This window comes from Streptomyces sp. NBC_00846, assembly GCF_045207325.1.
Taxonomy (GTDB): domain Bacteria; phylum Actinomycetota; class Actinomycetes; order Streptomycetales; family Streptomycetaceae; genus Streptomyces.
On the sequence record NZ_CP108846.1, the window covers coordinates 2,196,783 to 2,217,215 of the forward strand.

Annotated in this window: 16 protein-coding genes, 2 tRNA genes and 2 pseudogenes; 2 read left to right on the forward strand and 18 right to left on the reverse strand. The window is 68.9% G+C overall.

Annotated features, from left to right (window positions below; all coding sequences use genetic code 11):
- Nucleotides 1-21 precede the first annotated feature (21 nt).
- From leuS to OG936_RS10195, 4 genes and pseudogenes are all read right to left on the reverse strand, one after another.
- Nucleotides 22-2,895: a leucine--tRNA ligase gene (leuS, locus tag OG936_RS10180; protein ID WP_406494040.1), complete on the reverse strand. Its 2,874-nt coding sequence runs from the start codon at nt 2,893-2,895 to the stop codon at nt 22-24.
- 289 nt (nt 2,896-3,184) lie between these two features.
- Nucleotides 3,185-3,257 (reverse strand) — tRNA-Ala (locus tag OG936_RS10185).
- A gap of 200 nt (nt 3,258-3,457) precedes the next feature.
- The gene (locus OG936_RS10190) at nt 3,458-3,691 is read right to left on the reverse strand and encodes a hypothetical protein (RefSeq protein WP_015608461.1); all 234 of its coding nucleotides are present in this window, start codon (nt 3,689-3,691) and stop codon (nt 3,458-3,460) included.
- Nucleotides 3,692-3,950: 259 nt separating this feature from the next.
- Nucleotides 3,951-5,318: pseudogene (locus tag OG936_RS10195) on the reverse strand (MFS transporter).
- Nucleotides 5,319-5,504: 186 nt separating this feature from the next.
- On the opposite strand from OG936_RS10195, the pseudogene OG936_RS10200 reads away from it, so the two are divergent.
- Nucleotides 5,505-6,369, forward strand: a pseudogene (locus OG936_RS10200) (helix-turn-helix transcriptional regulator).
- A 150-nt stretch (nt 6,370-6,519) separates the two neighbouring features.
- On the opposite strand, the gene OG936_RS10205 reads toward OG936_RS10200, so the two are convergent.
- From OG936_RS10205 to OG936_RS10235, 7 genes are all read right to left on the reverse strand, one after another.
- A tRNA-Ala gene (locus tag OG936_RS10205) sits at nt 6,520-6,592 on the reverse strand.
- 160 nt (nt 6,593-6,752) lie between these two features.
- Nucleotides 6,753-7,406: a histidine phosphatase family protein gene (locus tag OG936_RS10210; protein WP_383756505.1), complete on the reverse strand. Its 654-nt coding sequence runs from the start codon at nt 7,404-7,406 to the stop codon at nt 6,753-6,755.
- A complete protein-coding gene (rsfS, locus tag OG936_RS10215; RefSeq protein WP_383756270.1) occupies nt 7,403-7,834 on the reverse strand; it encodes a ribosome silencing factor in 432 nt (143 codons plus the stop codon). Before rsfS ends, OG936_RS10210 begins: the two co-directional genes overlap by 4 nt.
- 114 nt (nt 7,835-7,948) lie before the next feature.
- Entirely contained in the window at nt 7,949-9,736 is a 1,788-nt protein-coding gene (locus OG936_RS10220; RefSeq protein ID WP_406494042.1) for an LCP family protein, read from the reverse strand.
- A gap of 19 nt (nt 9,737-9,755) precedes the next feature.
- Nucleotides 9,756-10,373: a nicotinate-nucleotide adenylyltransferase gene (gene nadD, locus OG936_RS10225; protein WP_383756266.1), complete on the reverse strand. Its 618-nt coding sequence runs from the start codon at nt 10,371-10,373 to the stop codon at nt 9,756-9,758.
- A gap of 38 nt (nt 10,374-10,411) precedes the next feature.
- Complete coding sequence (locus tag OG936_RS10230) at nt 10,412-10,576, reverse strand: hypothetical protein (protein ID WP_406494045.1); 165 nt, start codon at nt 10,574-10,576, stop codon at nt 10,412-10,414.
- Between the two features lie 84 nt (nt 10,577-10,660).
- A complete protein-coding gene (locus OG936_RS10235) occupies nt 10,661-10,813 on the reverse strand; it encodes a hypothetical protein (protein ID WP_406494046.1) in 153 nt (50 codons plus the stop codon).
- A 109-nt stretch (nt 10,814-10,922) separates the two neighbouring features.
- Here OG936_RS10235 and OG936_RS10240 point away from each other — a divergent pair, with 109 nt between their 5' ends.
- Complete coding sequence (locus OG936_RS10240; protein ID WP_406494047.1) at nt 10,923-12,110, forward strand: M48 family metallopeptidase; 1,188 nt, start codon at nt 10,923-10,925, stop codon at nt 12,108-12,110.
- Here the strand turns inward: OG936_RS10240 and OG936_RS10245 are convergent.
- The 7 genes from OG936_RS10245 to OG936_RS10275 form a co-directional block, all read right to left on the reverse strand.
- Nucleotides 12,022-13,164: a hypothetical protein gene (locus tag OG936_RS10245; protein WP_406494049.1), complete on the reverse strand. Its 1,143-nt coding sequence runs from the start codon at nt 13,162-13,164 to the stop codon at nt 12,022-12,024. The genes OG936_RS10240 and OG936_RS10245 overlap by 89 nt on opposite strands.
- Nucleotides 13,165-13,601: 437 nt before the next feature.
- Nucleotides 13,602-14,204, reverse strand: coding sequence for a hypothetical protein (locus OG936_RS10250; RefSeq protein ID WP_406494051.1), 603 nt, complete (start codon nt 14,202-14,204; stop codon nt 13,602-13,604).
- A gap of 67 nt (nt 14,205-14,271) precedes the next feature.
- A complete protein-coding gene (locus OG936_RS10255) occupies nt 14,272-15,555 on the reverse strand; it encodes a glutamate-5-semialdehyde dehydrogenase (protein ID WP_266746157.1) in 1,284 nt (427 codons plus the stop codon).
- A 214-nt stretch (nt 15,556-15,769) separates the two neighbouring features.
- Nucleotides 15,770-16,285, reverse strand: a complete 516-nt coding sequence (locus OG936_RS10260) for a hypothetical protein (protein ID WP_406494053.1) — start codon at nt 16,283-16,285, stop codon at nt 15,770-15,772.
- A gap of 144 nt (nt 16,286-16,429) precedes the next feature.
- Nucleotides 16,430-17,515, reverse strand: a complete 1,086-nt coding sequence (proB, locus tag OG936_RS10265) for a glutamate 5-kinase (protein WP_266752172.1) — start codon at nt 17,513-17,515, stop codon at nt 16,430-16,432.
- 165 nt (nt 17,516-17,680) lie between these two features.
- Nucleotides 17,681-18,277: a dTDP-4-dehydrorhamnose 3,5-epimerase gene (gene rfbC, locus OG936_RS10270; RefSeq protein ID WP_406494055.1), complete on the reverse strand. Its 597-nt coding sequence runs from the start codon at nt 18,275-18,277 to the stop codon at nt 17,681-17,683.
- Nucleotides 18,278-18,365: 88 nt separating this feature from the next.
- Entirely contained in the window at nt 18,366-20,348 is a 1,983-nt protein-coding gene (locus tag OG936_RS10275; RefSeq protein ID WP_406494056.1) for a glycosyltransferase family 2 protein, read from the reverse strand.
- Nucleotides 20,349-20,433: the final 85 nt, after the last annotated feature.

The window sequence follows — 20,433 nt, forward strand, 5'->3', positions numbered from 1 at the left end:
ACGCGGGGGCGACGACCGCCGTCATGCGGGGACGATATTGACCAGCTTCGGCGCCCGCACGATCACCTTGCGGATTCCCGCGCCGCCCAGCGCCGCGACCACGGCCGGATCGGCCAGGGCCAGTGCTTCCAGCTCCTCGTCCGTGATCGACGGGGAGATCTCCAGACGCGCCTTGACCTTGCCCTTTACCTGCACGACGCAGGTCACGGCCTCGTCCACGACATACGCCGGATCGGCGACCGGGAAGTCCTGGTGCACGACCGACTCGGTGTGACCCAGCCGGTGCCACAGCTCCTCGGCGATGTGCGGGGCCAGCGGCGCCACCAGCAGCACCAGCGACTCGGCGACGCTCCGGGACAGCGGGCCGTCCGCCTTGGTCAGGTGGTTGTTCAGTTCGGTGACCTTGGCGATGGCGGTGTTGAAGCGCATCCCGGCCATGTCCTGGCCGGCCCCGTCGATCGCCTTGTGCAGCGCCCGCAGCGTCTCCTCGCCCGGCTCGCTGTCGATGACGGTGACCTCGCCGGTCTCCTCGTCGACAACATTGCGCCACAGCCGCTGCAGCAGCCGGTACTGGCCGACGACGGCGCGCGTGTCCCACGGCCGCGACACGTCCAGGGGGCCCATGGCCATCTCGTACAGGCGCAGCGTGTCCGCACCGTACTCGGCGCAGATCTCGTCCGGCGTGACGGCGTTCTTCAGGGACTTGCCCATCTTGCCCAGGACGCGGCTGACCTTCTCGCCCTGGTAGTAGAACGTTCCGTCGCGCTCCTCGACCTCGGCCGCCGGGACCGCGATGCCGCGGCTGTCCCGGTAGACGAACGCCTGGATCATGCCCTGGTTGTACAGCTTGTGGAACGGCTCGGCGGACGAGATGTGTCCCAGGTCGTGCAGCACCTTGGACCAGAAGCGTGCGTACAGCAGGTGCAGTACGGCGTGCTCGGCACCACCGACGTACAGGTCGACGCCACCGGTCGGCTGCCCCTCGCGCGGGCCCATCCAGTACTGCTCGATCGCCGGGTCGACCAGCTTCTCGTCGTTGTACGGGTCCAGGTAGCGCAGCTCGTACCAGCAGGAGCCCGCCCAGTTGGGCATGGTGTTGGTCTCGCGGCGGTACTTCCTCGGGCCGTTGCCGTCGCCCAGGTCCAGGGTGACGTTGACCCAGTCGGCGTTCCGGGACAGCGGGGTCTCGGGCTGGGTGTCGGCGTCCTCGGGGTCGAAGGTGCGCGGCGAGTAGTCGTCGACCTCCGGCAGCTCCAGGGGCAGCATCGACTCGGGCAGCGGGTGGGCGATGCCGTCCTCGTCGTAGACGATCGGGAAGGGCTCGCCCCAGTAGCGCTGACGGCTGAACAGCCAGTCACGCAGCCGGAAGTTGACGGTGCCCTCGCCGACGCCGCGCTCCTTCAGCCACTCGGTGATCTTCGCCTTGGCGTCGGCAACGCCCAGACCGTTCAGCGAGATCTCGTCATTGGCGGAGTTGACCAGCTTCGCTTCGTACGAGGAGAAGGCGTCGTCCCATGCCGAGGGGTCCGTACCGCGGTCGTCCGACGGCTGGACCACACAGCGCATGGGCAGCTCGAAGGCGCGCGCGAAAGCGAAGTCGCGCGCGTCGTGCGCCGGTACGGCCATGATCGCGCCGGTGCCGTAACCCATCAGGACGTAGTCGGCGATGAAGACCGGAACCTTTTCGCCGCTGACCGGGTTGGTCGCGTACGCGCCGGTGAAGACACCGGTCTTGTCCTTGGCCTCGGCCTGCCGCTCGACCTCGGACTTGGCGGCGGCCAGCTTGCGGTACGCGGTGACGGCCTCGGCCGGGGACGCGTGCCCGCCGGTCCACACCGCGTGGGTGCCCTCGGGCCAGGCGGCCGGAGTGATCCGCTCCACCAGCTCGTGCTCGGGCGCCAGCACCATGTAGGTGGCACCGAACAGGGTGTCCTGGCGGGTGGTGAAGACGGTGATGTCGCCCGCGCCGTCGACCGGGAAGTCGACGCGCGCGCCTTCGGAACGCCCGATCCAGTTGCGCTGCTGCAGCTTGATGGCCTCGGGCCAGTCCAGCCCGTCCAGGTCGTTCAGCAGCCGGTCCGCGTAGGCCGTGATGCGCATGTTCCACTGGCGCAGCTTGGCCTTGAAGACCGGGAAGTTCCCTCGCTCGGACCGGCCGTCGGCCGTCACCTCTTCGTTGGCCAGTACGGTGCCCAGGCCCGGCGACCAGTTGACCGGGGCGTCGGAGGCGTACGCCAGGCGGTACCCGCTCAGGACGTCTGCGCGTTCGACGGCGCTCAGGGCGCTCCAGTCACGGCCGTCCGGAGTGGGACGCGAACCGCTCTCGAACTGTGCGACCAGCTCGTCGATCGGGCGGGCCCGGTCGGCCTCGGTGTCGTACCAGGAGTTGAAGATCCGCAGGAAGATCCACTGGGTCCACTTGTAGTACTCCGACTCGATCGTGGCGAACGAGCGGCGCTTGTCGTGGCCCAGGCCCAGCCGGCGCAGCTGGGCCGTCATGTTCTCGATGTTGGCCTCGGTGGAGACCCGCGGGTGCGTGCCGGTCTGCACGGCGTACTGCTCCGCGGGCAGGCCGAAGGCGTCGAAGCCCAGGGTGTGCAGCACGTTGTGCCCGGTCATCCGCTGGTGGCGGGCGAAGACATCGGTGGCGATGTAGCCCAGGGGGTGACCGACATGCAGGCCCGCACCCGAGGGGTACGGAAACATGTCCATGATGAATTTCTTCGGCTTGGCGGCCAGTTCCGGATTGCCCGCCAGGTCACCGGACGGGTTCGGCGCCTCGTACGTGCCCTCGGCGTCCCAGAAGTCCTGCCAGCGTGCCTCGATGTCGGCGGCCATCGCCGCCGTGTAGCGGTGCGGCGCAACCGTCTCGGCTGCGGAATTCGTCTCGCTCATGATCCTCAAAGCTCCATCGATCGTCATCTGCCGGCGCCCACGTCTACGGACACACGTCTACGGAAACGAAAAATCCCCTCGCACAGGAGGGGACGCCGCGCCGATTCCGACCAGGCATTCTCACCGGTCGGGACTGATCAGCGCGGCTCGCTAAGCAGAAGGCGTACGGCACGCATGGCGTCAGGGTACCGCACGGGCCCCGGACCGGTCCTGGCGCGACCGATCCATGGACGCATGCACGAGAAGCGGGCCACCCTGTATGGATGACCCGCTTCTCATTTCTTCACTGTGGAGCTAAGGAGAATTGAACTCCTGACCTCCTGCATGCCATGCAGGCGCTCTACCAACTGAGCTATAGCCCCGTGCTGCGTGCCGCCCGGTTCCGTTTGCCCCTGGCGACATCGAGAACATTACCGGTGACCCCGCCGGTCCACCAAATCGTTTCCCGCCTACCCGGATTTGACCAATTTCGCGGCACCTCGGTCAGAGGACGAGGCGAGCGGAACGCGGGGGCTCGCGAGGGGGCGCATACAGAAGGTGCACACAGCGGTACACAAAGGGCTCACGCGGTGGCGAAGGAGTAGAAGCGCTTGAGAGTGCAGTGCTCCTCCAGCAGCCGCCCGTAGATCGGCTCCCCCTCGAGCTCCCGGTACGTCTCGATCGGGTCGCCCTTTATGATCAGCGCCCGCGCACACTCCTCGCACCAGTACTGGTACTCCGGATTGATCGGATCCATGTCCCTGACGATGGGCGTACCGCTGCCGCACCAGTCGCACTTCCGCCTGTGTGCACCCATGAGTCAGCTCCGGCTTTGGCCACGGGCAGTACACACGCAGGAGATTCCGCCGTTCTCGCCGAGCATGTGGGCCGCGCGGGGCGGACCACCGGCAAGGCGACCGGTCCGGGCACGGCGTTCAGGGACAAGGAGCAGGTCCGGGACCTCGTGACGGCTCGCAGGCATCGCGCGCTCCCTCCCGTTCGGTCCGTCGCCCCCTCCGGCGGTCCGATTCTGCCATGACCCCGCAAGGGGGGCAGCCCAGCGGATATCCGGTCGGTCACCGACGCCGCACGAGACCCGCCGAGACGCCCACCAGAGCCGCCGCAGACAGTGCGAGAGCGCATGCCCACACGACGTGCCCCGGCCCTTGCATCCCTGACGTATCAAGGCGGTTGAGATAGAACGTGCCGAAGGTCGCGACACCGAGCAGCTGACCGAGCTGGGTGACGGTCACCAGTACACCGCTCGCATCAGCCACATCCTCCGGACGTACGTTCGCCAACGCCCCCGTAAGGGTGTGGCTGAAGCCCAGCGCCATGCCGCCGCCCATGAGCGCAAAGGCCGCATACAGCCAGAGACCGCCGTCGCCACCGTCACGCATCAACAGCCCGATGGCCACAGAGCCGATGGCCACCAGGGCGAACCCGCCCGGAACCAGCGCGCTTTGAGGCCGCGCCGGCCATCGGCGCCAGGTCAGCCCGATCGCGCCGAATACCAGCGCGGTCGGTGCGAACATCAGCCCCGTGCGCAGCGCCGAGTAGCCCAGGCCGCCCTAAATATGCAGCGTCATCGTGAAGAGGAAGCCCGCGTTGACCGCCATCACCACGAGAATGCGCAGTGCCGCCCGGGCGATACCCGGGATGCGCAGCACCCTGGGCGCCATCAGGGGCGCACCACCGCGCGCGGCAAGCCGTGACTCGTACCTGGCGAACCCGATGAAGAACCCCACGGCGGCAATCAGGCAGACCAGGGTCCAGACCGGCCAGTCCAACTCCTGCCCGAGCACCAGAGGGACGGTCAGCAGTGTGACGGCGGCGGCCAGCAGTACCAGCCCCGGCAGATCGAGCCCGCGCGCCCGCGCCTGGATCCTGGCAGCCCCGGTACGCGGTTCGCCGGGCAGCACACGGAAGCCGAGCACCAGCAGGACCAGCCCGATCGGCACATTCACCAGGAAGACCGGCCGCCAGCCCGCGCCGAACAGATCGGCGCTGACCAGGACTCCGCCGACCACCTGCCCGGCGGCCGCGCCGGTGGCGAGCACCGCACTGTAGGCACCGAGCGCCCGGATCCGCGCCTCGCCGGTGAAGTGTCGCTGAAAGAGGCTGAGCACCTGCGGAATCATCACCGCCGCACCCGCCCCCTGGATCAGCCGGAAGGTGATCAACTGTCCGGTTCCTGCCGCGAGTCCGCAGGCCGGCGAGGCGGCGGTGAAGACGGCGAGTCCGGCCAGATGGGCCCGGCCGTGTCCGAGCAGTCCGCCGAGCCTGGCGCCGATGACGGGCAGTACGGCGTACGCGATCGTGTAGCCGGCCACGATGAGCTGCAACCCGGCTCCGAAGGCGCCGAGTTCGCTCCTGATCGTCGGGGCGGCGACGTTGACGATGAAGGTGTCGAGCAGCGCCATGAACTGAGCCGCGAGGACCAGGGCGAGCACTCTCCCCCGGCGTTTGTCAGTGGTGACGTCTTTACTGGTTATGGAATGTGGAGTTGTCTCGGCGGTCGTCGTCGTGGCGTCGAGCCTGACTCCGGATGGATACGGGTAACGAGAGCCCGCTGATGCCGGCACCGACAGCACCTGGCAACTCCCGCACGAGTCAACGACGATGGGGGTGTGACCTCGGTGACGAAAGATCAACAGGCCCGACACCGGAGGCGACCGGAGCTCACGGCCTTTCTGCGCAACCGCCATGCGCGGGGGTCGCCGGCCGATGTGGGCATGGCGCCCGGGCTGCGCCGCCGCACCCCGGGCCTGCGCCGCGAGGAGGTCGCCCAGCTCTCCGGCATCGGTGTCACCTGGTACACCTGAATGGAACAGGGTCGTCCGATCAACGCGTCACCGCAGGTCCTGGAAGCCGTGGCGCGCACCCTGCGGCTGGACACCCCGGAGCGCGAACACCTCTACCACCTGGCGGAGGTGGCCTACGCCCCCGGCAGACAGACCGACACGATCGAGGTCGGGCCGGAAATCCAGGGCAATCATCGACGCGCTCGATCCGCACCCCGCCGTGGTCTGCAACACGCGGTACGACGTCCTGGCCACCAACCCCACCTACCTCGACCTGTTCGACATCCCCGAAATAGCGGGAACGGGCGTACGCAATGCGCTGTGGACGCTGTTCACGGTGCCCGAGGACGCCTGTCCCGTCGTTCACCGGCCCCAGGAGCTGCCGATCGTGGTGGCGACGCTGCGGGGAGCTTACGGGCCGCATACGGGCGAGCCCGCCTGGGAATCGTTCGTCGAAAGCCTCTCGGCCGCCAGCCCGCACTTCGCCGAGCTGTGGCGCAGCGGGGATGTCGCCCCGCCGGGGTCGCGGGTGAAGGCCTTCCGGCACTGGACGGCCACCGCTGAGATACGGATGACTTCGGTGTCGCCGTCCGTCAATGGGCTGCCGGAGTGCCGGATCGTGGTCTACACCCCGACCGATGAGGAGAGCGAGGAGCAGGTCGCGGCGCTGCGGCGACGCCGGGAGGCGTGACCGGACACATGGTCAGAGGGGCGGGCCGGGGCAACGGTCGGGCGAAACGGAACGGTCGGGGCAAACGGAACAGTCAGGGAGGCCGGTCCAGTGGAACGGTCAGGGACAACGCAAAGATCCCGCCCCCTGTTGGGGACGGGATCCTGATTGTGGAGCTAAGGAGAATTGAACTCCTGACCTCCTGCATGCCATGCAGGCGCTCTACCAACTGAGCTATAGCCCCGCTGCTCGCTGTGTTTCCCTGCGTTTCCGCGCTGCGAACAAGAAGAACTTTAGCCTGTGACCAGCCAGAAAGTGAAATCCGGCCTACGTCGCCCCGAGGCAGCCTCCGAGCGCCGTCCGCGCCCGCCCCACGGGCAGCCCCCGGCCGGGTGTCGTCACTGCTACGTGTCGTCACCGAGCACCGGCTCGGGCAGAGTGCCGGCGTTGTGCTCCAGCAGGCGCCAGCCGCGCGCACCCTCGCCCAGCACCGACCAGCAGCAGTTGGAGAGCCCGCCGAGCCCTTCCCAGTGGTGCGACTCCAGGCCCAGCAGCCGACCGATGGTGGTACGGATGGTGCCGCCGTGGCTGACGACGACGAGCGTGCCGCTGTCGGGCAGCTTGTCGGCGTGTTCGAGTACGACCGGGGCGGCCCTGTCGGCGACCTCGGTCTCCAGCTCACCACCACCGCGGCGCACGGGCTCACCGTGCTTCCACGCGGCGTACTGCTCGCCGTACTGCCCGACGATCTCCTCGTGGGTCAGGCCCTGCCAAGCACCGGCGTAGGTCTCGCGCAGTCCCGCGTCGTGCGCGACTTCGAGGCCGGTGATCGCGGCGAGCTCGGCAGCCGTGGCCGCCGCCCGCTGCAGATCGGAAGCGACGATCGCATCCGGCCTCAGCGAGGCGAGCAGCCGGGCGGCCCGCTGGGCCTGCCCGATGCCGGCCTCGGTGAGCGCGATGTCCGTCGAGCCCTGGAACCGGCGCTCCAGATTCCAGGCTGTCTGGCCGTGACGCCAGAGGACGATCCTGCGGCCCCTGCCGCTTCCGCTGCCGTTCAGCTCTGCTCACCTTCCGTGCTGCCGGTGAGCTGCGCGTGCTCCTCGGCCTTGCCGCGGGTCTTGACGGCGTCCTCGGGGAGCGCGATCTCGGGGCAGTCCTTCCAGAGGCGCTCCAGCGCGTAGAAGACACGCTCCTCGCTGTGCTGGACGTGGATGACGATGTCGACGTAGTCGAGGAGGATCCAGCGCGCGTCACGGTCGCCCTCACGGCGTACCGGCTTGGCGCCGAGCTCCTTCTGGAGCCGCTCCTCGATCTCGTCGACGATCGCCTTGACCTGGCGGTCGTTGGGGGCCGAGGCCAGCAGGAAGGCGTCCGTGATCGACAGCACATCGCTGACGTCGTACGCAATGATGTCGTGCGCGAGCCGGTCGGCGGCCGCCTGAGCGGCGGCGTTGATGAGCTCGATGGAGCGGTCCGTGGCGGTCACAAGCAGGCTTTCGTCGGCGGTCAGATCAACCCCTAGGGTCTCACGGACCGCCGACAGCCCACACAGCGAACGTTCGAAGGCCGAATCGACATCATCCGGCCGGCGCGGCCCCGGTCATTTGATCTTGTAGTTCTGACCGAGCACTACGGACACATCCGCGTTCGCGGCGGGCTTGCCTTGCTTCACCGCGCTTGTCGGCAGCCCCAGGGTCTTGGCGACCTGCGTCGCCTTTTCCTTGTCCGCCGCGGTCTGGTAAAGGATCTCGGACAGTGCCACGGCCTCGGCCGTGGCACCGCCGCCGACGAAGGCATAGCCACCGTTGACCAGCTTGATCCGGGCGGACTCGGTGCCGTCCTTGTCACCAGTGGCGTTCTTGACTCCGACCCGTACCGTCGCATCGGCGGACGGCGTCTTCACCGTGCCGCCCAGGATGTCCTTGACGACACTCTCGGTGGCCGCTTCGGTGAGTGTGCCGTCGGCCTGCACCGGCAGCAGGGCCGTCTTGTAGTCGCCGATCTTGGCGCGCTGGGCGAGCTTCGCGAGGGAGGCTCCCAGGTCCTTCTCGGGGAGCGACGGGTCGAGGATCTGCGCCAGCGTCTGCACGGTGACCGTGGCGGCCTTCGGATCGTCCGAGATCTTCCGCAGAACACCCCTCAGCACGTCCCCGAACCGCGTGAGCTGCTTCGTCTCGGCCTCACCGGGCGCCCGGTAGGTGGTGTACGCGACGGCCATCTGACCGCTCAGGGTCTGCGCCTCGCCCTTCTTCACCAGGGGGGAAGCGCCCGCCTTCGTGTCGGGCACCTCGGTGTCGGTGTCGACCTCGATGTGGCCGACCAGATCGACGAGGGTCTCCAGATAGGGGGTGTCGAGCCGCCACGTACCGCTGATGCTCGTGCCGAGCAGCGTGTCGATGGAATCGCGGGTGCCGGTGGTGCCGTCGTCCTCGACGGACTTGCCGAGGGTGGTCGTGACGCCATCGTCGTCGGAGACCGCGAGCGAGTTGGGGAGCAGGACCGTGGTGCCCTGTTTGGTCGTCACATTGTCGACGAGCAGCGCCGTGGAGGTGCCGCCGTTCTTGGTGTTGCGCAGATGAACCACGATGACGTCCCGCTGCTGCGGGCCCGTCGATGCCGTGTTGCCCTTCTCCGAACCGGAGAGGCCGGGGATCTTTCCGGCGGACCAGAGGTAGCCCACACCGCCGACCACCACCAGGACCACCACGACTATCAGCGCGACCATGCGGTTGCGGCCGCGGCGCCGAGCCTCCTCGCGCCGCTCACTGCGACTCTCGGTGAACTTCAGCCAGTCGATGACGTCTTCGGAGTCCTCGTCGGGCTCCTCGATGAAGGAGAACTGCTCGGTGCGGTAGTCGGCGCGGCGCTGCCCGGGAACGGCCGCATCCGGCCCGGCCCCGGCGTCGCGCTCCGGCCGGGGCTCCTGCGTGACCGGCGCCGGAGCGGGCGCAGTCGGGGGCTGTGCCGAGGGCTGCGCGGATGCCTGCTGCGGGATGTTCCACTGCTGGGTGGTGTCGACCGCGGCGGGCTGCCGGCCGGTGTCGTAGCCGTAACCGTCGTAGCCGCCGTAGGTCTGCTGCTGAGGCGGCTGCGGTTGCTGCGGTTGCTGCGGTTGCTGCGGTTGCTGAAGCTGCTGCGGTTGCTGGGGCAGCTGGGAGCCGTACGGGTCGTACGGCTGCTGGGGCTGGGTGTACGGGTCGTATCCGTACGTCTGCCCGCCCTCATACGGCTGCTGCTGAGGCTGTTGGGGCTGCTCGGGCTGTTGAGGCGCATACGGGTCGTACGCCTGCTGCCCGGCCTGTTGGTACACCGGCTGCCCGTACTCGTCGTAGCCGACGATCTGCGGCTGCTGGTAGTACGGGTCGTACGGGTTCTGTCGGTCGTTCACCGGTGCCCCTCTGCGTGGCTCATTCGCCGCGGTACAGCTGGCGCTTGTCGATGTAGCGGACCACACCGTCCGGCACCAAGTACCAGACCGGCTCCCCCTGCGCGACCCTCTGCCGGCAGTCCGTGGACGAGATCGCGAGCGCGGGTACCTCCACGAGGGAGACCCCGCCTTCCGGCAGTCCGGGGTCCGTGAGCACATGCCCCGGCCGCGTCACACCGATGAAGTGGGAGAGCGAGAAGAGTTCGTCGGCGTCCCGCCAGGTGAGGATCTGCGCGAGCGCGTCGGCGCCGGTGATGAAGAAGAGGTCCGCGTCACCGTGGACCGCGCGCAGGTCCCGCAGCGTATCAATGGTGTACGTCGGCCCGCTGCGGTCGATGTCGCTCCGGCTGACCGAGAACTGGGGGTTGGACGCCGTCGCGATGACCGTCATCAGATAGCGGTCCTCGGCCGGGGAGACGATTTTGTGGCTCTTCTGCCACGGCTGCCCGGTCGGAACGAAGATCACCTCGTCGAGGTGGAACTGGGCGGCCACTTCACTGGCCGCCACCAGGTGTCCATGGTGAATCGGGTCAAATGTCCCGCCCATCACGCCGATTCGGCGCTTTCTGTGGCCGGTAGGCACTTCCTGCTCTCCCATGCGTGCAGAGCCTACTGGCACAGCTGTACGCCTCCGCCTCAGCGGTCGCGGTTGAAACGAGTGGTGATCCACAGCAGGAGCAGCAGCACGACGAACGCACCGCCTCCGGTGAGAAACGGGGTGAGGCTTTGGTGGTTGCCACCGTGTTCGCCGCCCTCGGCGGCGAGAGTGACCAGCTGGTGCGCGGTGCTCGTGAGGCTCATCTTCGGCAGGACCTATCGATCGGGAGTCGGAAGGAAGACGTCGCGCACATCGTATGCGGGCGCCTCGGGCACGCTCACGCCGACTCAGTCGTTGTTGTCGTTGTTGCGGTATCCGCGGAGCAGGAACCAGCCGAGCAGGCCGGCTCCGACGAGCGAGGCGAGCAGCACGATGCGGAGCGTGTTGCCGGGCCCTTGAACCTTGGATGCGGCGGCGAGCAGAGCAACGGTTTGCGGCATGTCGGGCGTCTCCTCAGTTATCCACAGCCTCCGCACACCGTAGCCCCAGCACCTAGGCTGGTATCTGTCAGGGGGCGAGCGACGTCTCGTACGAACAGGGGGCCCATTCATGACCGAAAGTAGCCACGAGAGCCGCGAGAACGTGCCGAGCAGGCAGCGCAGGCGCTTCGCAGGAATCTCGTCCCGGGCCTACGAACACCCGGCGGACCGCTCGGCTCTGGTGGCCCTGCGCAAGCTGAGCGGTTTCGACACCGTCTTCAAGACACTGAGCGGTCTGCTGCCCGAGCGGAGCCTGCGACTGCTCTTCCTCTCCGACTCCGTCCGGGTGAGCGACGCCCAGTTCGTCCATCTCAACGAGATGCTGCGGGACGCCTGTTACATCCTGGACCTGGAGAAGGTCCCGCCGATGTACGTCAATCAGGACCCACAGCCCAACGCCATGTGCATCGGTCTCGACGAGCCGATCATCGTGGTGACGACGGGGCTGGTGGAGCTGCTCGACGAGGAGGAGATGCGGGCCGTCATCGGCCACGAGGTGGGACACGCCCTTTCCGGCCACGCCGTGTACCGCACGATCCTGCTGTTCCTCACCAATATCGCGCTGAAGGTCGCCTGGATCCCGCTCGGCAATGTCGCGATCATGGCGATCGTTACGGCACTGCGGGAATGGTTCCGCAAGTCGGAACTGTCGGCCGACCGGGCGGGGCTGCTCGTCGGCCAGGATCTGCAGGCATCGATGCGCGGCCTGATGAAGATCGCGGGCGGCAATCATCTGCACGAGATGAATGTGGACGCCTTCCTCGCCCAGGCCGACGAGTACGAGAAGGGTGGCGATCTGCGCGATTCGGTGCTCAAGATCCTCAACCTGCTGCCCCGTTCGCACCCCTTCACCACGGTGCGTGCGGCCGAGCTGAAGAAGTGGTCCGAGACCCGCGACTACCAGCGGATCATGGACGGCCACTACCCGCGGCGCGACGAGGACAAGGACACCTCGGTGACGGATTCGTTCCGGGAGTCCGCGACGCATTACGCGGACGCGGTGCGCAGCAGCAAGGACCCGCTGATGAAGCTGGTCGGCGACATAGCGGGCGGTGCCGGAGACCTGGGCGGCAAGCTCCGTGACAAGTTCACCGGCCAGGGCGGTGGCACGGCCGGCAAGGGCGGTGGCGGGGCCGGCAAGGGCGGTGGCGGGGCCGGCAAGGACGGCGCTACGGACGGCTCCACGGGCTCTGCGAGGCCAGAGGAGCCTGGGGACCCTGACGGACCGGGGACTGCGCCGGGGCCTGCGGGGAGCTGACCGTCAGCGTTCCGCACAGTGCCGCCGTGGGCCGGCCCGTTGCATACGGGTCGGTGCCCGCAGGGCCGTGGGCGACGGCTCGCTGCCCGGCAAGCAGCGGCCGCAGCGTACCGGTGGTGTCCGTCGGGCATGCCTGTGGTCCGGCCTGGACGTAGCTGGTGCGGACCTCCAGCCGGTGCAGTCGCAGATCTTCGCGGTCGAAGCGGAAGACCAGCTCGCGTCGCACGGTGAAGAGCGAGGCGCCGTCCGCCCGTTGGGGTCCCGGGGCGGCCGGGCGGAGCGTGTAGGTGAAGGTGTGGTCCGACACCACTTCCAGGGTGTCCGACCCCGTCTCGGTGTAGCTCAGGGTGCCCCGGACCCGGATGTCCGGACCGGCCAGCGCCACCTTCGCCGGGTCGAACCGCACCAGCCAGCCGGTCGGGGCATGCTGTCCGTCGTCGTCCGGCCGGTTCATGCTGCGGTCGAACTGGGCCGTCTGGTCCGGGGCGAGCAGCAGTTCCACCGGCCGCACCGCATGGCCGGTGAGGACGTCCGGGTCGAGCGAGGATGCCACCAGGTAGTCCTTGACCGTGGTCAGGGCCGCCGCCACCTGGCTGTCCGCGAAGTTGTCCGTCGCCCGGATCGCGGGGAGGTTGATGCCTCCGGCACCTTTTGCGAACTGCGCGGCGGGGCTCTTCGCAAGAAGATCCGCGGGTGTTCCGCCGGGCACGGCGGACTGGGGGGCCAGGGGTACGACGGTCGATCTGAGCGTCTCGGCTCTTCTACCGACGGGCGCCTGGTAGGGATGGCGGAAGCCCATGTACACGGCCGTCGCGAAGGCCAGGGCGATCAGGAGGACCAGGGCGACGGCGGCTCTGGAGCCGGCCCGGAGGCTCCGGGGCGGGAGGCTGCGTACGGCGCGGGCGTGGTCCCCCATGCGTTCCTCGGCGGAGAATTCCTTCAGCCGTGCAGCACGCACGAACGACTCGTCGAAAACGAGTGACCGGTACTCGTCCTCACCGCCGCCCGGCGCGTTCTCGGGCGAACCTTCTGGTGGTTCTCCACGGTCTGCCATGACTTCTCCCGACTCCACGTCACCGACCGGGGCCGAAACGCTTCGCTCTGCTTCGGCCGAGTGGCTTCGGACAGGGCCTGCCCGCCATGAGTTCGCATGACTGCGCATGTACGGACAAGTGAGAAGCCCCCTCGTAGAGAGGGGTCACACCTTCAGGGTAGGTCGATTACGACCGAGGTAAACGCCGAGCCGCCGGAGAACCCACCGGAGAGTTGCCCGGATGCCCGGAGAACCGCACCCAGGATGGGCGCCGGACGTCCCCAGGGCCCGCGCGGGACGAGCTGAGGTCCCTCGAGGGACGCTTTCCCAGGACATGCGCGGAATCCCCTGGAACATGCGCCGGACGCCCTTGGAACCGGACGGGCGACGCGGGGACAGCAGGAGCGTAAGCGCGCGGGGCACGGCGTACGCAGGGGGCCTCTGCCCGTCCGGTGGCGTCAGCCGGTGTGGGGGACCGCCGAGACCGTGGGGCGGGGATATCCGGCCGAGGCCGAGGGGAAGGCGTTGGGGGCGGGGCCAGGGGCACTGTCCACGCCCGTGGTGGCGGGCGGTGGGGCGGGGGCCTGGCGGTTGCCCGAGCTGTTGCGGTAAACGGCGCTGAAGGCCAGCGCGACCATTCCGATGCCCATCAGCACGGCCAGCAGCCAGGCCACCGGCCGGTGCCAGCGTGCAGCACCCCGGTAGGGGCGCAGAGCGCCCCCGTGGCGCCCGTAGGGGCCGGTGCCGTACGCGTCGTCATCAGGGTCCAGCGGGTCGTCGTAGGCGCTCCCGCGGTCGTATGCGCCACCCTGCCCGTATCCCTCGTCGGGGAGTTCGTCGTCCAACGGCCCGCCGCCGGCTCGCGCCCGGGACGCCTCCGCCTCGGCACGCGCCTGCGCAGCAGCCAGCAGCCGCTCGACGGCGGTGGGTTCATGGATCTCGGCGGCCCGTACGAAGTCCTCGTCGAACACCACGGAGGCGAAGTCCTCGTCCGCGCCCCCGCGGTCGTCGTCGGGCTCCCAGCCGTCCGGGAACGGCCTGCCCCCCACGTCGTCCGGCACCGCTCCAGACTAGACCCGCCGGGTCGTTCTGGGCAGGGAGCCGACAACATTCACCGGACGCGGACGGTCACCGCACGTGGCCGTCGCCCGTGACGATGTACTTCGTCGAGGTGAGCTCCGGCAGCCCCATCGGGCCCCTGGCGTGCAGTTTCTGGGTGGAGATACCGATCTCGGCTCCGAAGCCGAACTGGCCGCCATCGGTGAACCGGGTGGACGCGTTCACGGCTACCGTCGTGGAATCCACCAGTTGAGTGAACCGGCGGGCGGCAGCCTGCGACGTGGTGACGATCGCCTCGGTGTGGCCGGAGGACCAGAGCCGGATGTGCGCGACGGCCGCGTCCAGCGACTCCACGACTGCGGCGGCGATGTCGTACGAGAGGTACTCGGTCTCCCAGTCCTCCGGCGTCGCCGCCACCACGGTGGCCTTGGACCCCTCGGCGTATTCGAGGACCCGCTCGTCGCCGTGCACGGTCACCCCGGCGTCGGCCAGCGCGTCCAGGGCGCGCGGCAGGAAGTCCGCGGCAACGTCCTTGTGGACCAGGAGCGTCTCGGCGGCGTTGCAGACGCTCGGCCGCTGCGCCTTGGAGTTGATCAGGATGTCGACGGCCATGTCGAGGTCGGTCTGCGCGTCCACATACACATGGCAGTTGCCGGTGCCGGTCTCGATGACCGGAACGGTGGACTCCTCCACCACCGTGCGGATCAGCGAGGCGCCGCCGCGCGGAATGAGGACGTCGACGAGGCCGCGGGCCCGCATCAGTTCCCGCACCGAGTCGCGGTTCTCGCCCGGCACCAACTGCACCGCGTCGGCCGGCAGGCCGGAGCCCCCGACGGCGTCCCGCAGCACCCGTACCAGCGCGACGTTCGAGGAGTACGCGGAGGACGAGCCGCGCAGCAGGACGGCGTTGCCCGACTTCAGGCAGAGGGCCGCAGCGTCGACCGTCACATTGGGCCGGGCCTCGTAGATGATCCCGACCACGCCGAGCGGCACCCGGACCTGTCGCAGATCGATGCCGTTGGGCAGGGTCGAGCCGCGGACGACCTCGCCGACCGGGTCGGGCAGCGCCGCCACGTCCCGCACGTCGGCGGCGATGGCGCGGATCCGCTCCGGCGTGAGGGTGAGCCGGTCGACGATCGACTCGCTGGTCCCGGCCTCGCGGGCGCGGGCGACGTCCTCGGCGTTGGCCGCGACGATCTCGCTCGTCCGCACCTCCAGCGCGTCCGCGATCGCCAGCAGCGCATCGTCCTTCGCCGCGCGCGGCAGCGGCGCGAGATCGGCGGCGGCGGAGCGTGCCCGGTAGGCGGCCTGGGCGACCGGGGACATGTTGTCGTACGGCGAGAACGTGGTCATGCCCGCAGAGTAGTGCGCCCACTGCGGGCACCCCTCACGTATCCCGTGATGCGAGACAACTGCCCCGAGGCCGTTCCCGACCCCGACATGTATGGAGGACAGCCGCCCCGGAACCGCCCCCGGGACTGCTCCGTGACACGGGACGACCACCCCGAGGACGACCAGCTCCGAAGACAGCCGCCCGAAAACGACCGCCCCGGGGCCGTCGCCGTGCTCAGTACGGGTGGACGCCGACCGGGGCGGCCGGGGGCGGTCCGTATCCCTCGGCGACGCGCTGGTGGTACGTCTCGCGGTCGATGACCTCCAGGCCGACGATCTCCCAGGGCGGAAGCTTGGCGGTGGAGCGGTGCTCTCCCCAGAGCCGCAGCGCGACGGCCGCCGCGTCGTGCAGATCGCGGGCCTCTTCCCAGTAGCGGATCTCCGCGTGGTCGTTGGCGTACCGGCTGGTCAGCAGGAAGGGGTGGTCGTGCGCGAGCTGTTCGAGCCCGCGTCTGACCTCCTCCAGCGGAATCGCGGTGCCCGAGACACTGAGCGTGATGTGCCAGAGTCTCGACGTGGTCCGTTCCTCCTCCGCTCCGGCCGGTTCGGACCGCGTGGTCCGGTCGTCCGCACGGTCCATGGACCGTCTTTCGTCGGACCGTCTCCCGTCGAAGCCGGCACCTGCTCCGACACTGGTCAGGGCCCGGCCACCCGTTCCTCGGGGCGGCGCCCCCGGGCGCGCTCGTCTCACCGGCGGCCTCCTGTGAATGCGTTTGCTGTGCTGTACCCCGCTGTGTCCCCGTGACAAAGTTGACCAGTCCGCGGCCGAGGTTGGGGCGGTTTTCGTGAAGGTCTCCGCCCCGAGGCTGGACTTTCAGCCGTTTCAGGGCGTCTGTCAGGGGTGCAGGAGGACGAGATCGTCCCTGTGTACGACCTCGCGCTCATATGCCGGACCGAGTTCGCGCGCCAGGTCGCGGGTGGAGCGGCCGAGCAGCTGCGGGATCTCCTTGGCGTCGAAGTTGACGAGTCCGCGGGCCACGGGGCGGCCTTCGAGGTCGCGCAGCTCTACCGGGTCGCCCGCGGTGAACTCGCCGTCGACCGCGGCGATTCCGGCGGGCAGTAGCGAGCTGTGCCGTTCGACGACCGCCTGCACGGCGCCGTCGTCGAGGGTCAGCGAGCCCTGCGGCGTGGAGGCGTGGGCGAGCCAGAGCAGCCGGTCCGCCGACCGTCGTCCGGTGCGGTGGAAGTACGTACCGGTGTCGCGTCCGGCCAGGGCGTCGGCGGCCCGGCTCGCCGAGGTGAGGACGACGGGGACGCCGGCAGCCGTGGCGATCCGGGCTGCCTCGACCTTGGTGACCATGCCGCCGGTGCCGACGCCTGCCTTGCCCGCGCTGCCGATGGTGACACCCGCGAGGTCCTCGGGCCCGGCCACTTCGGCGACCCGTGAGCTGCCCGGGGTGCTCGGATCGCCGTCGTACAGCCCGTCCACGTCGGAGAGGAGGACCAGGAGATCGGCGCGGACGAGATGGGCGACGAGCGCGGCGAGCCGGTCGTTGTCGCCGAACCGGATCTCGTCGGTGGCGACGGTGTCGTTCTCGTTGACGATCGGGAGCGCGCCCATGTCCAGGAGCTGGTCGAGGGTGCGGTAGGCGTTGCGGTAGTGGGCGCGGCGGCTGGTGTCGTTGCTGGTGAGCAGCACCTGGCCGACGCGCACGCCGTACCGGGCGAAGGAAGCGGTGTAACGGGCGACGAGCAGCCCCTGGCCGACGCTGGCCGCGGCCTGCTGCCTGGCCAGGTCCTTGGGCCGGCGGAGCAGCCCGAGCGGGGCGAGTCCGGCCGCGATGGCGCCGCTGGAAACGAGGACGATCTCGCGCTCCCCGCCGCTCCTCACCCTGGCGAGCACGTCGACGAGCGCGTCGACGCGATCCGCGTCGAGGCCGCCGGCCGCGGTGGTGAGGGATGAGGAACCGACCTTGACCACGATCCTGCGGGCCTCTGCGACGCCCTGCCTTGCCCCTGACACGTACATCCCCAATGATTCGGCTCCGCCCGGCCCTGGCAATCTACGCCAGCGGCCGGGCGGTACGTCCGTCCGTTCCGCAGCGTGGGATGCGCGACCCGCGCCGCCGCGCATCCCGTACGTGGCTCAGCGCGCGCGCAGCTGCTCGCGGAAGGCGACGCAGTCTTCGTAGCGGGGCAGCAGCCCCTGCCGCTCGGCCTCGGCGAGCGTCGGCGCCTGCTCGTCCTTGGGGGAGAGCAACGGCTCGATGTCCTCGGGCCAGGCGATGGCCAGTTCGGGATCGAGCGGATTGATGCCGTGCTCCCGCTCGGGCGCGTATCCCTCCGAGCAGAGGTAGATCACGGTCGCGTCGTCGCTCAGGGCGAAGAAGGCGTGGCCGAGGCCTTCCGAGAGATACACCGCGTGGTGGTTCCGGTCGTCGAGGCGGACGATCTCCCACTGCTTGTAGGTCGGGGAACCGACCCTGATGTCGACGATGACGTCCAGGACGGCGCCGCGTACGCACTTGACGTACTTGGCCTGGCTGGGTGGCACATCGGCGAAGTGGAGACCGCGCAGGGTCCCTCGGCGGGACACCGAGCAGTTCGCCTGGACCAGGCTGAGGTCCTGGTCCGTGGCCGCACGGAAATCCGCGCCGCGGAACCACTCGTGGAAGCTGCCGCGGTCGTCGGGGAACACCTTCGGCTCGTGGACCCAGGCGCCTTCGATGGACAGAGGTCGCATGCTGTTCTGCTTTCTCACTGCAAGGTGCTGCCGGTCTTCTCACTGCAAGGTGACGCCGGTCGTTGTCGTCGGCTGCGCAGCGGAGGGGCTACTTGAACAGGGTCCGCTTGATACGTCCGGCCACGCGCCGTACCAGGGACCTCTTCGGTGCGGGAGCAGGGGACTTCTTGGCCGCGGCGGCCGCCGTGATCACGGACATCGTTGCGTCGGCGGCGACAGCGACGGCGACCGGAAGCTTGGCCCAGCGCGGCTTGCCGCGTCGGGCGGACGGCAGGCCGATCTCGATGCTCCAGAAACGTCCGGTGCCCAGCCCGTCCGGGAGGTGTGCGGACAGGACCGCCGCGGTGGGGCCGGCCGTGAGAGTCGCGACGGTCTCGGCCGTGCTCCCGCCGGACAGGGTCTTGTAACGCAGCCGGGCGCTCTCGGTACCGACGGTGCCGTTCATCGCGAGGGGGACAGGCAGTTCGATCCGGCCGTCCGCCAGGACGGTGTCCTTCGGGGTGAGGCTCTTGAGGTCCCGGTCGAACCGGCTGGTGGCAAAGTCCACGTCGAGGGAGAGATTGCCGTACGGCTCGGTCCAGTACGGCAGGACCAGCCGTCGGGGCTCACCGCTCAGGGCACCGTGTCGGCCGGTCTCCACACCCTCGGCACGGGCCGATCCGAGGCGAGTCTCCTTGGTCCAGCCGCACGAGCTGATCCGGATCAGGACGTCCCATATGCCGTCGCCCAGCGGTGCGCCGTTGGCCGCGGACTCCGGGTCGATCGTCGCCTCGGCCCGAAGCACCAGCCGGAACGTGGTCCCGTCGTCGGAGGGAATGCGCTCACGGGTGAACTCGACTGGCTGGAAGAACTCCGCGGCGGTGGTCCGTTCCCGTACGACCACATCGACCTTGGCCCTGGCGGCGGTCGCGAGAGGACTGGCGCCGAGAGCCACGACGGCGTCCAGGGCGTCCTGCGACAGCGGCAGGTTCAGCAGGTCCTGTTCGCCCTCGGTCCGGAAGGTCATCGGTTCGCCGTCGGTCTGGTACTCGGCGGTGAAGCCTGCCTCGAGCCGCCCGGCGTCCCACTTCAGGGACTCCAGGAAGCCGGTGGGCTTGATCCCGGCCTCCCAGCGGGCCAGTTCCTCGATGTCGGCGAGGCGGTCGGCCACGACGAGCGCGGCGACTATCTGCTGGGTGGGCTGCATCCCCCGCGCGACACCGGGTCCGAACCGTTCGGTGACGACGCCCCGGATCTCGGTGTACAGCTCCTGACGGTAGTCCTCCGGCAACGCCAGCAGACGCTTGCCGCGAAGGCGCTCGACCATCTCGTTGCGCAGCCAGCGGCGGAACATGTTGTCGCGGAGCGTGCCGGGCTCCGTGTACTTCTCGACGATGTCGAGGGCTTCCCGGAGGTTGTTGTAGTAGCCGACCGGGTCGAAGCGCTGGAAACCGGCGTTCGAGGCGTCCTCACGCTTGATGTGGTAGTAGCACAGGTAGTCGCTGAGAACCGCGATGTTGGAGGCCCGAAGGTACGTCTCGACCACGAAGACGTGGTCCTCCAGACGCCGACGGCCCTCGCGGAAGCTGATGCCCTTGCTCTCCAGGAATTCCTTGCGGAACATCTTGTGCGGCGTGAGGCTGGTCATGAGCGGGGCGCTGGAGACGTCGGCGCGCGGATGGTTCACGCGGAAGAGCTCCACCGGCACCGGACGGCCCTTGCCGGCCATCTTGCCGATGACGACGTCGGCCTCGTTCTCGACGCCGTAGTTGTACATGCGCTCCAGCGCCTCGTCACCCAGCCAGTCGTCGTTGTCGACGTACATGACGAACTCGCCCTTGGCCGCGGCGGTGCCGACATTGCGGGGCTTGCCCGACCATCCCGAGGATTCCTGGTGGATAACGTGCATGTGCGGGTACTTGGCGGCGATCTCGTCCAACCGCGCCGGGGTGGCGTCGGTGGAGCCGTCATCGACGAAGATGGCCTCGTACTCGTCGTCCGGAAGGCTCTGCCGAAGCAGTGAGGTGATGCAGTCCTCGATGTACTCACCCGGGTTGTACACCGGGATGACGACGCTGACCTTGACGGACATGCAGTTAGCCCCAACAAGAGGAGGAAGGCCCCGGCGTCTCATCGCCCTGGGAATGGGAATATGTACGTATCAGATTATCGCGAGT